This is a genomic window from Acidovorax benzenivorans, assembly GCF_028680575.1.
Lineage (GTDB): Bacteria > Pseudomonadota > Gammaproteobacteria > Burkholderiales > Burkholderiaceae_C > Acidovorax > Acidovorax benzenivorans.
The window spans coordinates 113,690-126,541 of the sequence record NZ_JAPCKI010000007.1 but is presented as its reverse complement, the minus strand read 5'-3'; the positions used below and the strand labels follow the sequence as shown (position 1 = coordinate 126,541).

The window sequence follows — 12,852 nt, the reverse complement described above, 5'->3', positions numbered from 1 at the left end:
TTGGGACGGGGAAGCGGGTAGGACCCGCCTTGCTGCCAGGGCCCCTTCGAACAGGCGCTCAGATCAACGACAGCCCGGCCAGCTGCGCCAGCCGTTGCTGCTCTGTGGACGCATCAGCCGTTGCGAAAAAGAAAGCTGTAGGCGTTCAACGCCGGCACCCCTCCTAGGTGCGCATACAGTACGCGCGAGCCTTCGGGGAACTCGCCCTTGCGCACCATGTCGATCATTCCGTGCATGGACTTGCCTTCGTACACCGGGTCGGTCAGCATGCCTTCCTGGCGCGCACACAAGCGAATGGCTTCGAGCGTGCCCTCGTTGGGCAGGCCGTACTCGGGGCCGCCATAGCGGGTGTCTAGCACCACGTCCTCGGCGGTCAACTCCTGGCCCAGCTCGACGAGCTTGGCGGTGTTCTGCGCAATGCGCAGGATCTGCGCGTGCGTCTTCTCAGGCTTGGCCGAGGCGTCGATGCCGATCACCTTGCGCGCCCGGCCGTCGGCCGCAAAACCCACCACCATGCCGGCCTGCGTGCTGCCGGTCACCGAGCAGACCACGATGTAGTCAAACTGAAAGCCCAGCTCCTTCTCCTGCTGGAGCACCTCTTCGGCAAAGCCCACGAAGCCCAGGCCGCCATATGGGTGCTCGGAGCAGCCTGCGGGGATGGGGAAGGGCTTGCCACCGGCCTTCTTCACGTCCTCCATGGCCTGCTCCCAGCTGGGGCGGATGCCGATGTCAAAACCCGCAGCGTCCAGGCGCACGTCGGCCCCCATGATGCGGCTCATCTCGATGTTGCCCACGCGGTCGTACACCGCGTCGGAGTAGTTGACCCAGTTCTCCTGCACCAGCACGCACTTCATGCCCAGGTGGGCGGCCACGGCGGCCACCTGACGCGTCTGGTTGGACTGGATGCCGCCAATCGACACCAGCGTGTCGTAGCCGCCTGCGATGGCCTCGGGGATCAGGTATTCGAGCTTGCGCGTCTTGTTGCCGCCAAAGGCCAGGCCCGAGTTGCAGTCCTCGCGCTTGGCGTACAGGTGCACCTTGCCGCCCAGATGGGCCGACAGGCGCGGCAGCGGTGTGATGGGCGAGGGGCCGAAGGTGAGCGGGTGGCGGGCAAATTTCTGCAGGTTCATGGCGGTGTTCCGGTCGATGAAGAGAAGGCGCAAGCACGGGGCTTGCAGTGCCTTCATCGTAGAAAAACACGCGCATCAAGTGGTTGCAAAATTTGTCTGAATTTCAGCGTTTAAGTTTTATGAAAGAGAATAGAAGCCAAAAATATTTCTCTAAATAAAAGATGTGCGCAACAAAAGTTCGTGTCAAGAATGTGCCGCAAGCCGATGTCTCGGCCGAGCTGGACCGCACCGACAAAACCATCTTGCGCCAGCTGCAGCGCGACGCGTCGCTGTCGAACGTGGCATTGGCCGAGAAGGTGCACCTGAGTCCTCCCGCCTGCCTGCGCCGGGTGGAGCGCCTCAAGCGCCTGGGGCTCATCGACAAAGTGGTGGCGCTGCTCAACCCCCAGGCCGTGGGTGCGGGCATGCTGGTGATGATTGGCGTGGTGCTGGACCGCTCCACGCCCGAATCGTTTGCCGAATTTGAAAAGGCGGCTGCCAAGGTATCCGGCTGCATGGAATGCCATGTGGTCACCGGCGAGTTCGACTACTTCATGCTGGTGCGCACGCGCGACAACGATAGTTTCAACCGCCTGCATGCCGAGCAGCTGCTCTACCTGCCGGGCGTGCGGCAGGTGCGCTCGTTCATGGTGTTGCGCAACGTGCTATCGACCACCGAGTTGCCGCTGGCGGTGTAGCGCACCGCCAGCCTTTCACTGAGCCCCGCGCAGCCGACCCATCACGGCTGCCCAGGCCGGGCCGCCAAACACATTGACCACCAGGCCCGCCATCAGCAGCCCGGCGCCCGCAAAGTGCACGGGCAGCAACTGCTCGCCAAACGCCCACCAGCCCGTGGTCAGGCCCACCACAGGCACCAGCAAAGTGAAGGGCGCCACGCGGTTCACGGGGTAGCGTGACATGAGGTAGGTCCACAGCCCGAAGCCCAGCAGGGTCGAAATCCACGCGATGTAGGCCACGGCGGCCATGGATTGGAGCGACAGGTGCTGCACGGCTGCCCACACCGTGGCGGGCCCGTCCAACAACAAAGACAGCGCCACAAACGGCAGCGGCGCCACCACGCTGGACCAAACGATGAAGGCAAACTGGTTCATCGGCCCATACCTCCCCACGGCACGGGTGACGATGTTGCCGCAGCCCCACATGGCCGCCGCTGCCACGGTCAGCGCAAAGCCTGCCAGCGGCATGGAGGCTCCATGGGCGCTGCCGATCAGCACCAGCCCGCAGCCGGCCAGCGCCAGGCCCGCCACCTGGTTGCCCTGCCATTTCTCGCGCAGCCACCAGGCCGCCAGCAGCAGGGTGAAGAACGACTGCGACTGCAGCACCAGCGAGGCCAGGCCCGAAGGCATGCCGATGTGGATGGCGGTGAACAGCAGCGCAAACTGGCCCACCGCCATGGTCATGCCGTACAGCAGGTACAGCTTGAGGGGCACCTTGGGCGGCTTGACGAACAGCAGCGCCGGAAACGCCGCCAACAGGTAGCGCAGCGCGCCCAGCAGCATCGGCGGGATGTCGGCCACGCCCACCTTGATGACGGCGAAATTGAGGCCCCAGACCACGATGACGAGCAGGGCCAGGGCAAGGTCGCGGGGGCGCAGGGCAGTGTTCATGCCCCGCATTCTCGGGGATGGAGTGGGGCGATGGCCGGACGTTTCAGGACCAGGGGGGTGCGAAAACAGACCAAACCGTGGAGAAATTCCGGGGCGTTACGTCGGCTCGACCGCGAAGCTCAGCCCGGCATTCGCTTGCAGGCGCGCGATCAGCTTGTCACCCAGCGCGGGCGCCGTGGTCCAGATACCGCCGGGAGTTTCGGTGGCGTCCTGCAGCAGGCACACCGCAGCCTCGGTGATCATTTTGGAGGTGGAGCCGTAGCCAGGGTCGCGGTCGCCCTTTACGCCCACGCGCAAGGTGTTGCCTGCGGCGTCGGTGCCCAAAAACAGCACATCGTAAAAGCCGTTCTCGCGTTCCTCGCGCGAAGGGCCTTCGCCGGGCTTGGGGCCTTTGTCCGAGCCCAGTGACTTGTCGCTCGCCACGGCATTGGCCATGGCTTCGCCCTTTTCGCCGGGGCCGGTAATGAGCATTTCGTCGTACACAAAGTCGGCGCCGTAGGCGTGCTGCAGCAGGAAGTTGGAGCGGTGCACATTGCGCGTGTTGATGGCCGCCATCACGAATGGGGCGACCCAGACACCGTCGCCCAGGGCTTCGTCCACCATGGGCTTGTGACCAGAGGGCTGGCGCGGGCCTTCAAAACCGGGCGTGAGCGAGAACGGGTTTTTCAGCAGGTCCAGCACCGCAGGGTTGGTGGCTGCAGCGGCCATGGTGGCCTTCAGGCTGGCGGCGGTGCCACCCGAGAACGTGCCCTTCATCTTGCGCACTCGGCCGCGCACGCTGGGGGCTGCGTGGCCAAAGCGCTGGGCAAACTCCTTTTGCAGCAGGAACACGCCCAGATCGAACGGGATGGAGTCAAACCCGCACGAGAACACGATGCGCGCGCCGCTGGCCTTGGCCGCAGCTTCGTGCGCGTCGATCATCTGGCGCATCCAGGCGGGCTCGCCACACAGGTCCACATAGTCCACACCGGCCTTAGCGCAGGCGGCCACCAGCTCGTTGCCATACAGCTGGTAGGGGCCCACGGTGGTCAGCACCAGGCGTGTGGCGTCCATCAGTGCCAGCAGGCTGGCGGGGTTGCTGGTGTCGGTGACGACCAGCGGGGTGTCGGCCGGGGCGCCCAGCTCGTCGCGGATTGCTGCCAGCTTGTCGGCATTGCGCCCGCCCATGGCCCAGCGCAGGCCGCTGCCGGCGGGGTAGCGCTGGAGCAGGTATTCGACCACCAGGCGGCCGGTGAAGCCGGTGGCGCCGTGGACGACGAGGTCAAAGGGTTTGGTCATGGTGTGGGTCTCCGTCCATCAAAAGGGCAAGTGCGCGTAGCAGGCTGGCATTGCCGCGCTCGGGGTGGCCGCCATTCTCTTTGGCCGTGCCTGCTGCCTCTGTCGCGCAGGTGCACGGTTGGGGTGGCGTAGGGCCGAAACAACGGCTTTTAGCGGGTTTGTTGAGAAAAAGTACCGAAAAACGATACCGGATGGCCTGTGGGTGGCCACTGTTACGGTTCAATGCAGACACGCAAGTTACGTCTGGGCACCATTCGTTCCGTGTTCAACCAACGCCCCTCGGGGCACCACAGCAATGTCTTCTTCTCCCATCGTTGTTCAGCGTGACACCAAGGCCTGGCAGCTGCAGGTGTGGGTCTCGTTCGGCATCGCGGTTTTTCTGTGTGCCGTGGGCCTGGCCTGGCTGCCTGGCGAGCAACTGGAGCAGGCCTTCATGGTGATGGGCTACGTGTTCTGCCTCTCGGCCGCGTTTGTGCTGGCCAAGTTTGTGCGGGACAACGAAAGCGCTTCGCGCCGTGGCGGTGGTGACACCCCCATGTGGAAGCTGGTGGTGTGGGGCGGCTTTGCGGTGGCCATGGGCCTGACCGGATGGGGCCTGATGACCATGGACGTCAACGTGACCTACAAGGCGTTTCTGGGCGTGAGCTGGCTGTACCTGATCACCACCGCCTTCACGCTGGCCAAGATGCTGCGCGACCGCCACGAGGCCGACCTGCTCGAAGCCCGCCTGCAAGGCCGCCGCGAAGCCGCTCAGGCCGCTGCCCAGAACAGCAGCGCGAACTGATCGCACCCGGTGTGCGCAGGGCGGCAACCTGCCGCCCGTTTGGACGAATTTTCTTTCTGGTCGTTCGACCCGGTCTGTCCCGCACCTGGGGTGTGGGCGGGCCGTACCTTGAGGAGTGAGTGATGATGAATGCCATGTTTTCTTCGTGGGGCGCTGCCCGCCTGCCCCGCGCCCTGCTGGCGGCTGGCGTTGTGTGTGCCGCCCTGGTGGCTGCACCGGCCCATGCCCAGAGTGAGGTGTCTGCCGCGCTGTCGCTCTTGCCCGTGGCCTCGGTGGTGGGCACGGCCTCGGTGGCATCGGCCGCCGCAGGTGCAGTGGTAACGGTGCCGGCCGCGTTGTCGGTGGGCGGCGCGGTGCTGACGGTGCGGGCAGTCGAAGCCTCTGCCGTAGGCACGGTGTATTTGCTGGAGCGTGCCTCGGACTGTGCGCAGGTCAGTGTGGAGGTGGTCGGCCGTGGTGTGGCGGGCTCGGCCTACGCGGTGGGCACCGTGGTGACCTGCAGCGTGATCGGCACGGGCGTGATCTTGTCGGCGGCCGGTGAGGCCATTGCCTTTGTGCCCAACGCCATCGGCCGCGCCTTGCTGCACAACGAGCGCCTGTGAATATGAAATACAACCCCCTGAGCCGCAATATCGCTCGGTGCTGGCCGCCGCAGGCGGCAGCTCTTCAGGCCGTCCAAGCCTGCGCAGGCAGGCTTGGAGCCGCTGCCTTCAGCCCCTTCTCTCTACGCGCTGCGCGCTACGGGAAGGGGGACGATGCCCTCACTGCGGGGCGGCCCTTGCTCGGCATCCCTCGCTTTGGTCGCGCCAGTTTCATGGGCCATGGGCTCGCGGTACTGACAGCTGTTGTCTCGATTACGGCAACCGTCCCTGCCCAGGCGGGCCGCTCGTGCGAATCGCGCAAGCCCGTGCCCCCGCAGGTGATTGAGCGTGGCATGAAGCTGGCCGAGCAGACCTCGTCCGCGCTCGACGCCGAGCACGCCAAGTCGGGCGCGCAGGTGGTGGCCCTGGCGCGCGCGGGGCAAGATCTGAGCAAATACGGCCTGCGTTATTCGCACATGGGCTGGGCCTACAAGACGGCCGAGGGCCCGTGGCGCGTGGCGCACAAGCTCAACGAATGTGGCACGGCGGTGGGGCATCTGTACCGCCAGGGCCTGGGCGAGTTCTTTCTGGACGACCTGTGGCGCTACGAGGCTGTGTACGCCGTGCCCACGCCCGAGGTGCAGCAGCGCCTGCTGGCCGTGCTGCAGGACAAGGGCCGCACCAAGGCGCTGCAGCACCAGCCCTACAGCATGGTCAGCTACGCGTGGGGGCGCAAGTATCAGCAGTCCAACCAGTGGGCGCTGGAGACCCTGGCCCTGGCCATGGAGCCCGCCACCGTGCGCTCGCGTGATCAGGCGCAGGCCTGGCTGCAATTCAAGGGCTACGAGCCCACCACGCTCAGGCTGGGCCCGCTCACGCGCATGGGCGGACGGGTGGGGTCGGCCAACATCGCGTTTGACGACCATCCGAATGAAAAACGGTTTTCGGACCGCATCGAGACCGTGACCGTCGATTCGGTGTTGGCCTGGATGCAGCGCACCCAGCTGGCAGCCACACCCGTGGTGCTGATGATCAAAAATTGAATCAAAATGCCAGCAGGTGCAATGAATATAAGCGCTGATAGCTATAAAAATAAGAGCATTTTGTGGTGCGCTCCATGGCGCACTCAACCCCGGCGCCCGACGCCAACGAGGAGAAGAGCATGAGCAAGTCCCTGAGACTGTCCGAAAAATGGTTCCGCCGTGGCCTGTGGCTGGTGGCGCTGGTGTTTGCCAGCTTCCTCATCGGGCTGGGCGGCACCATCGTGGGCGATCTGCCCAAGGTCGAGACCCCGCTGCGGGTGGACGACTTTCTGGACAAGGCCGCAGCCGACAAGCTGCGTGCCGAGGTCAAAACGGCGCGCCAGGCCGAACAGGACGCGCAGACCGCGCTGGAGCAAGCCCAGCTGCAGCGCAGCAAGGTGCGCAGCGAGGTGCAGGCCGAGAGGGAGAGCTTCAACAACTGGCTGTCCACGCGCAGTGCCACGCAGCGCGCCGACCAGGACCCGGAGGTGATCGCGCGCACCCAGGCGCTCGACGCCCTCAAGCTGGTGGAGCGCAAGGCCCAGCAGGCGGTGGAGACGCAGCAGCAGGCCGCACTCGATGCCCGCCAGGCGGCGGCCGCCCGCCAGGAGCAGCTCAATCAGATGGAGTCCGACGGCTACGTGAAGCTCGCGGACGAGCGCCGCAAGGTCGAGCTGCGCGTGTTCCTGTACCGCCTGGCCCTCACGCTGCCGCTGCTGGCTGCGGCGGGCTGGCTGTTCGTCAAGAAGCGCAAGAGCACCTACTGGCCGTTTGTGTGGGGCTTCATCTTCTTTGCGCTGTTTGCGTTTTTTGTGGAGCTGGTGCCCTACCTGCCCAGCTACGGCGGCTACGTGCGCTACGTGGTGGGCATTGCCCTGACAGCCGTGGTGGGGCGCTACGCCATCCAGGCCCTCAACCGCTACCTGGAGCGCCAGAAGCTGGCCGAGGCTTTGCCCGACCAGGAGCGCCGCAAGGAACTGAGTTACGACGTGGCCCTGGCCCGCCTGGCCAAAAGTGTGTGCCCCGGCTGTGAGCGGCCGGTGGACCTGAAGAACGAGAAGATCGACTTTTGCCCGCACTGCGGCATCGGCCTGTTCGACCACTGTGGCCATTGCAGCACCCGCAAGAGTGCGTTTGCGCGGTTCTGCCATGCCTGCGGCACCGGGGCGGGGGTGAAACTGGCGCAGGAGTGAGGGGGCCGCGCAGCGGCCCAGAGGGTGCTCGCCCTATCCCACCATCACCCGGTTGTGGCCCTCAGCCTTTGCGCGGTACAGCGCCGCGTCGGCCGCTAGCAGCAGAGTGTCCATGTCGGCGTCCGAGCCCATGGTGGCGCTGTGCACCAGGCCGATGCTGACGGTGGCGCGTTGAGGTCCGCCGTGCACCGCGTCCAGCGTCTGGCGCTCCACGGCGCTGCGCACGCGCTCGGCAATGGCGTGGGCCTCGGTGGGTGACACGCCGGGCAGCACGGCGGCAAATTCTTCGCCCCCCATGCGGCCCAGGGCGTCTTGGGCACGCAGCGCGTGCGCCATGGTCTGGGCAATGCTGACCAGCAGCCGGTCGCCCGCGCCATGCCCGTGCTGGTCATTGACCTGCTTGAAATGGTCCACGTCCACCATCATCACCGCCAGCCCGGTGGACTCGCGCTGGTAGCGCTCCAGCAGGCGGTCGCCCTGCTTGAGCAGTGCGCGGCGCGCCAGCACGCCGGTCAGGTCGTCGTGCTGCACCGCATGGTCCAGTCGCCGCAGAGCCTCGGCGCGTGCGGCGCTGGCGCAGGCCACGGCCAGGGGCCCCAGAGCCAGCAGCGTGACCCCCACGCGCAGCGAGAACACATCGCCCGCATGGGCGGGCGTGAAGTTGAGCACACCGGTGGCCACGCCCGCCATGGTCCACAGGCACACCACCAGCGACAGCAGGCTGGAGGTGAAGGCGCTGTAGCTCAGCGCGCACCACAGCAGCCCTGGCACCACAAAGGCCAGCATGCCCGGCCCGCCGATGAGCGTGCGGATGCCCTCGGCCAGCACCAGCGAACTGACGGGCGCCACGCGCCAGAACAGCGGCGTGTCTGACGTGAACGATGGCGGGTCTGCCGCATGGGGTGCGGCCAGCACCACGGGCACGATGAGCATGTAGTTCATGAGATCGGTGCTGAACCACAGGGACAACAGGTCCGTCCACGGGGAGTCGAAATACACCGGTGCCGCGCCGCAGCCTGCCAGCGCGCCCACCGTACTGGCAACCAGCGCTGCCACCAGCAGGTACAGCGCCGCCACCGTGCGCTGCAGCCGCAGGATGCGTTCGTCCAGTCCCCGCAGCACCAGCCAGCCGGCCGTGGCGCCCAACAGGTTGGCGGCGTTGAGCCACAAGGCCATGCCCCAGGCGCTGCCGGTAGCAAGGTCGGCCGCCACATAGCCCACTGCCGCCGCCACCCAGGCGGGCGGCCGGGCCAGGTGCGGGTAGCGCACCAGCAGCCCCAGCAGCAGCGCGTTGGCGGGCCAGAACGCCGACAAAAAACCGATGGGCCGCGCAAAGATGCCCACCAGGCACGCTGCAAAGATCAGCAGCGCCAGGGCGGCCCAGGCCAGGGGCGGGGGCACGGTCCGGGCGGTGGCAAAAAGGCGGGGCAGGGTGGGCGGCATGTCGGCTGCAGAGGCGTGCGGGCCCCGATTGTCCTCGGTGTCAGGGCATGCCCAGCAGCAGGGCCACCAATTCGCCCGTGCTGGTGGCCCCCAGCTTGCGCATGATCCGCCCACGGTGGGCCTCTACCGTGCGGTGGCTGATGTGGAGGTGGCGTGCGATCTGCTTGCTGGTGGCGCCGGTGACGATGTGCTGGGCCACCTCGCGTTCGCGCACCGTCAGCGGCGTGCTGACCACGCGGCGGTGCGAGATGTCCTCAAACATCCATACCGCGCGCGCAAACGGGTCGGCGCGGTCCAGCGCGCGGCCCACCACATGGCACCAGAACAGCGTGCCGTCGCGGCGGCGCATGACACGCTCGTCGCTGTAGCTGCCGGTGTCCATCATGGCGGGTAGGCCCAGGTTGCCCGTGTGGGTGAATTCGTCCAGTGACGGATACAGCGGCGCCAGCGGCTGGTTCAGCAGCTCGGCCTGCTCGTAGCCAAACATGCGGGCAAAGGCGTCGTTGCAGATTTCGATGCGGCGCTCGCGCGTCACGCACATGCCCACAGGGGCCAGGTTGAAGGCCAGTTCCAGCGCTTCACTCAGGGGGGCCGATGATGCGGGTGGGACGGTGGTCATGGGGCGGATTTTGCAGCAGTCCGCCGGAGCAACCTGGTCGATCAGCGCTTGCGCCAGCGCAGCCGCCACTGCCTTCGGATCACGCGTGCCACGCGCCAGGCCCACGATGCGCGGGCACGCTCCAGCACAGCGTGCTTGAGCTGCATCCAGTGCGCGTGGGTCCAGGCAAACCAGCGCAATTGCATCAGCGCGGGCTGCGTGAGGGTGAACAGCCGCGCCACCACCGCCGTGCCCACCACCTTGGCCAGCACGATCACCAGCATGCCCAGCACCACATGCCCGTGCCCTATGGCCCACAACGCCAGCAGCTTGATGGGCAGCAGCATGGCCGTGGGCAGCGCAAACAGCGCCACCGCAGCCCAGGGCGACAGGGCGCGCACCCTGCCCTCGATCCAGCGCAGCCCCGGCCAGCGGCCGATGCGGGCTAGCAGGCGTTGCAGTGGCTCCCAGCCCCATTCCTCGAACAGGATCAGCAGCGCCAGCAGGCCGCTGCCCAGGCCCGTGAGGGCCCGCAGGGGCCAGTGCAGCAGGTGACGCAGGAGTTTTGGAATGATTTGGGCCCGATGCGCTAGTCAATCATGCCTGGGGTGCTATGCAAAACATAGCATTCTAGTGGGAAGGGCATCTGCGGTTTACACGCCGCGTGCGCGGTCGGTCTTGAACTGCACGCGGAACTGGGCAAAGGTGCCCGCCTCCAGCGACTCGCGCACCTCGCGCATGAGGTTCAGGTAGTAATGCAGGTTGTGCACGGTGGTGAGCATGGGGCCCAGCATTTCGCCGCAGCGGTCCAGGTGGTGCAGGTAGGCACGTGAGAAGCCTTCGCGCCCACCGTCGTCCCACGACACGCCCGAGCTGCCCGCGCAGGCGTAGCAGGTGCAGCTGGTGTCCATCGGCTTGTGGTCGGCCTTGTGGCGGGCGTTGCGGATTTTGAGGTCGCCAAAGCGCGTGAACATCGTGCCGTTGCGTGCGTTGCGCGTGGGCATCACGCAGTCGAACATGTCCACACCGTCGGCCACGCCTTGCACCAGGTCTTCAGGTGTGCCCACGCCCATCAGATAGCGCGGCTTGTGCGCGGGCAGGCGGTGGGGCGTATGGGCCATGATGTCCAGCATCTCGTCCTTGGGCTCGCCCACGCTCACGCCGCCCACGGCGTAGCCGGGGAAGTCCATCTCGACCAGGCGCTCCAGCGACTCCTGGCGCAGGTTTTTGAACATGCCGCCCTGCACGATGCCAAAGAGGGCGTTCGGATTGTTCAGGCGGTGGAACTCGTCCTGGCTGCGTTGGGCCCAGCGCAGGCTCATTTCCATGGATTTGCGCGCCTCGGCCTCTGTGGTGAGGTGGCCCTTGGTCTCGTACGGCGTGCACTCGTCGAGCTGCATCACGATGTCAGAGTTGAGCGTGGTCTGGATCTGCATGCTCACCTCGGGCGACATGAAGAGCTTGTCGCCGTTGACGGGGCTGGCAAAGGTCACGCCTTCTTCGGTGATCTTGCGCATGGCGCCCAGGCTCCAGACCTGGAAGCCGCCCGAGTCGGTGAGGATGGGCTTGTCCCATTTTTCAAAGCCGTGCAGGCCGCCAAAGCTCTGCATCACATCGAGGCCTGGGCGCATCCACAGGTGGAAGGTGTTGCCCAGGATGATCTGCGCGCCCATGTCGTGCAGGCTGCGCGGCATCACGCCCTTGACGGTGCCATAGGTGCCCACGGGCATGAAGATGGGGGTTTGCACCACGCCGTGGTTGAGCGTGAGCTGGCCACGGCGTGCGTGGCTGGTGGGGTCGGTTTTAAGAAGATCGAACTGCAGCATGATGGGGCGCATTGTCCCAGACGGGCCGGGCTGACCTGCCGCAAGGGATTGGACTGGCGCTGGCCGATGGCGTCGCTACACTGGTCTTCACTGACTCAAGGAGAACCCCATGCTCAAGATACTCATCGCCGTGGACGGCTCCGAACTCTCCCTGGACGGCGTGCACCACGCATTGGCCCTGGTGCGCCAGGGGCTCCAGGCCACGATGGTGCTGGCCAACGTGCAGGAGCCCGCCACGCTGTACGAACTGGTCACCACCCGCGACCCCGACCTGATTGCCGCCGCCAGCCTGGAGGCAGGTGAGCACCTGATGGCATCGGCGCGGGCGTTGCTCGACGCAGCCGGGGTGGTTTACGAAACCGATGTGGGCGTGGGTGATGTGGCGCACACGCTGGTGGACATGATCGAGCGCTCGGGCTGCGACATGGTCATCATCGGCGCCAAGGGCCAGGGCGCCATCTCCAGCGCGCTGCTGGGGTCGGTGTCGCAAGAGGTGGCCCACGCCAGCCCGGTGCCCGTAACCATCGTCAAACACGCCGAGGTGCTGGAGAGCGCAAGCAGCGACGTGGCCGAGGACACAGAGGCCTGAGCCCTTTGGGGGGCGCTCCCAGAAAAGAAAAGGGCCGCTGCGTGCGGCCCTGAGGGGAGTCTTTGAGAAAGGCTGCCCGGTTCAGGCCGCCTTGCGAAACGGTTCCGAGGGTCGCTGCAGCTTGCCATGGGGCAGGGTGGCTAGGCGCGAGAACATGCGGCGCACATAGCCGCGCACCCACAGGCATTTGTTGAGCTCGTCCACCGGCAACGGGCCTGACACCACCACGATGTCGTTGGCCACGTCTTGCGCTCCTGCGGCCCGCAGGCGGCGGCGCGTGTTGTTGGCCCACGACTGGATGCGCGTGGGGCTGCCGTGCTGGTGCACCTCACCCGTGTGCACATCGAACGCAATGGCCACCGTGTCGGTCTTGAGCTTGAAGCGGCGTTCACCCGTCACGGCGCTGGGCGTCTCGCGCATGTCATACAGGTAGTAGCTGCCTGCCTTGAGCTGGTATTGCATGTCCATGGGTGTGTTCCTCTTTGTCGGCATTGTCGAGGGGCACGCGGCAGGCAATGGCAGGTAAAACGGTGGGAAAGGGGCTCTTTTTGAACGCCTCCCACTGGGGCCACGCCGGTTTTGGTGCGCGTGCCATTGTGGCGGCCTGTCGGCGCCATCTCGCCGAACTTGAGGATGATGTCGTAACTAATTGTGATTAAGAGCCCGGGCTTTGAGCCTGCGCAGATCAACATCGGCCGCTGCGCCCAAAACTGGTGCGGCCGAGACGCGAGGGACGCCAAGCCAGGGCCGCCCCGCAGCGAGGGCGTCGTCCCCCTTCCCGAATGGCGCAGCCATTCGAGA

14 protein-coding genes are annotated in these 12,852 nt (G+C 66.2%); 6 read left to right on the top strand and 8 right to left on the bottom strand.

The genetic code is table 11. The annotated features are described in order from the left end of the window. Positions 1-113: 113 nt before the first annotated feature. A complete protein-coding gene (locus tag OIN59_RS14310) occupies positions 114-1,130 on the bottom strand; it encodes a 1-aminocyclopropane-1-carboxylate deaminase (RefSeq protein WP_274111428.1) in 1,017 nt (338 codons plus the stop codon). A 161-nt stretch (positions 1,131-1,291) separates the two neighbouring features. Here OIN59_RS14310 and OIN59_RS14305 point away from each other — a divergent pair, with 161 nt between their 5' ends. Next, on the top strand, positions 1,292-1,807 hold the full coding sequence (locus OIN59_RS14305) for an Lrp/AsnC family transcriptional regulator (protein ID WP_274111426.1): 516 nt from the start codon (positions 1,292-1,294) through the stop codon (positions 1,805-1,807). 15 nt (positions 1,808-1,822) lie between these two features. On the opposite strand, the gene OIN59_RS14300 is transcribed toward OIN59_RS14305, so the two are convergent. Together OIN59_RS14300 and OIN59_RS14295 are read right to left on the bottom strand one after the other, a co-directional pair. Beyond that, positions 1,823-2,725, bottom strand: coding sequence for an EamA family transporter (locus OIN59_RS14300; RefSeq protein ID WP_456057492.1), 903 nt, complete (start codon positions 2,723-2,725; stop codon positions 1,823-1,825). Positions 2,726-2,833: 108 nt separating this feature from the next. Then, positions 2,834-4,015 carry a saccharopine dehydrogenase family protein gene (locus OIN59_RS14295; RefSeq protein ID WP_274111422.1) on the bottom strand — a complete coding sequence of 394 codons (1,182 nt, stop codon included), beginning with the start codon at positions 4,013-4,015 and terminating at the stop codon, positions 2,834-2,836. A 295-nt stretch (positions 4,016-4,310) separates the two neighbouring features. Here OIN59_RS14295 and OIN59_RS14290 point away from each other — a divergent pair, with 295 nt between their 5' ends. The 4 genes from OIN59_RS14290 to OIN59_RS14275 all read left to right on the top strand — a co-directional run bounded on the left by OIN59_RS14290 (position 4,311) and on the right by OIN59_RS14275 (position 7,595). Next, positions 4,311-4,799, top strand: a complete 489-nt coding sequence (locus tag OIN59_RS14290; RefSeq protein WP_274111420.1) for a YiaA/YiaB family inner membrane protein — start codon at positions 4,311-4,313, stop codon at positions 4,797-4,799. Between the two features lie 122 nt (positions 4,800-4,921). After that, positions 4,922-5,401 carry a hypothetical protein gene (locus tag OIN59_RS14285; RefSeq protein ID WP_274111418.1) on the top strand — a complete coding sequence of 160 codons (480 nt, stop codon included), beginning with the start codon at positions 4,922-4,924 and terminating at the stop codon, positions 5,399-5,401. Positions 5,402-5,613: 212 nt separating this feature from the next. After that, positions 5,614-6,423 carry a DUF2145 domain-containing protein gene (locus OIN59_RS14280; RefSeq protein WP_274111672.1) on the top strand — a complete coding sequence of 270 codons (810 nt, stop codon included), beginning with the start codon at positions 5,614-5,616 and terminating at the stop codon, positions 6,421-6,423. A gap of 119 nt (positions 6,424-6,542) precedes the next feature. Next, positions 6,543-7,595: a zinc ribbon domain-containing protein gene (locus tag OIN59_RS14275; RefSeq protein ID WP_274111416.1), complete on the top strand. Its 1,053-nt coding sequence runs from the start codon at positions 6,543-6,545 to the stop codon at positions 7,593-7,595. Positions 7,596-7,628: 33 nt separating this feature from the next. On the opposite strand, the gene OIN59_RS14270 is transcribed toward OIN59_RS14275, so the two are convergent. The 4 genes from OIN59_RS14270 to tgt all read right to left on the bottom strand — a co-directional run bounded on the left by OIN59_RS14270 (position 7,629) and on the right by tgt (position 11,462). Beyond that, positions 7,629-9,038 (bottom strand): GGDEF domain-containing protein, encoded by a 1,410-nt coding sequence (locus tag OIN59_RS14270; RefSeq protein WP_274111415.1) that lies wholly within the window; start codon positions 9,036-9,038, stop codon positions 7,629-7,631. Between the two features lie 40 nt (positions 9,039-9,078). Further along, positions 9,079-9,657: a PAS and helix-turn-helix domain-containing protein gene (locus OIN59_RS14265; RefSeq protein WP_274111414.1), complete on the bottom strand. Its 579-nt coding sequence runs from the start codon at positions 9,655-9,657 to the stop codon at positions 9,079-9,081. Between the two features lie 41 nt (positions 9,658-9,698). After that, complete coding sequence (locus OIN59_RS14260; protein WP_274111413.1) at positions 9,699-10,037, bottom strand: hypothetical protein; 339 nt, start codon at positions 10,035-10,037, stop codon at positions 9,699-9,701. A gap of 252 nt (positions 10,038-10,289) precedes the next feature. Beyond that, a complete protein-coding gene (gene tgt / locus OIN59_RS14255) occupies positions 10,290-11,462 on the bottom strand; it encodes a tRNA guanosine(34) transglycosylase Tgt (protein WP_274111670.1) in 1,173 nt (390 codons plus the stop codon). 109 nt (positions 11,463-11,571) lie between these two features. Here tgt and OIN59_RS14250 point away from each other — a divergent pair, with 109 nt between their 5' ends. Further along, complete coding sequence (locus OIN59_RS14250) at positions 11,572-12,051, top strand: universal stress protein (protein WP_274111412.1); 480 nt, start codon at positions 11,572-11,574, stop codon at positions 12,049-12,051. Positions 12,052-12,132: 81 nt separating this feature from the next. On the opposite strand, the gene OIN59_RS14245 is transcribed toward OIN59_RS14250, so the two are convergent. Continuing rightward, positions 12,133-12,519, bottom strand: a complete 387-nt coding sequence (locus tag OIN59_RS14245) for a hypothetical protein (RefSeq protein WP_274111411.1) — start codon at positions 12,517-12,519, stop codon at positions 12,133-12,135. Positions 12,520-12,852 lie beyond the last annotated feature (333 nt).

Coding starts and splice junctions, on each gene's coding strand:
- OIN59_RS14290 (WP_274111420.1), top strand. CDS start 4,311: ATGTCTTCTTCTCCCATCGTTGTTCAGCGTGACACCAAGGCCTGGCAG.
- OIN59_RS14280 (WP_274111672.1), top strand. CDS start 5,614: ATGGGCCATGGGCTCGCGGTACTGACAGCTGTTGTCTCGATTACGGCA.
- OIN59_RS14275 (WP_274111416.1), top strand. CDS start 6,543: ATGAGCAAGTCCCTGAGACTGTCCGAAAAATGGTTCCGCCGTGGCCTG.
- OIN59_RS14250 (WP_274111412.1), top strand. CDS start 11,572: ATGCTCAAGATACTCATCGCCGTGGACGGCTCCGAACTCTCCCTGGAC.
- OIN59_RS14310 (WP_274111428.1), bottom strand. CDS start 1,130: ATGAACCTGCAGAAATTTGCCCGCCACCCGCTCACCTTCGGCCCCTCG.
- OIN59_RS14245 (WP_274111411.1), bottom strand. CDS start 12,519: ATGGACATGCAATACCAGCTCAAGGCAGGCAGCTACTACCTGTATGAC.
- OIN59_RS14295 (WP_274111422.1), bottom strand. CDS start 4,015: ATGACCAAACCCTTTGACCTCGTCGTCCACGGCGCCACCGGCTTCACC.
- OIN59_RS14285 (WP_274111418.1), top strand. CDS start 4,922: ATGATGAATGCCATGTTTTCTTCGTGGGGCGCTGCCCGCCTGCCCCGC.
- tgt (WP_274111670.1), bottom strand. CDS start 11,462: ATGCTGCAGTTCGATCTTCTTAAAACCGACCCCACCAGCCACGCACGC.
- OIN59_RS14270 (WP_274111415.1), bottom strand. CDS start 9,038: ATGCCGCCCACCCTGCCCCGCCTTTTTGCCACCGCCCGGACCGTGCCC.
- OIN59_RS14265 (WP_274111414.1), bottom strand. CDS start 9,657: ATGACCACCGTCCCACCCGCATCATCGGCCCCCCTGAGTGAAGCGCTG.
- OIN59_RS14305 (WP_274111426.1), top strand. CDS start 1,292: ATGTGCGCAACAAAAGTTCGTGTCAAGAATGTGCCGCAAGCCGATGTC.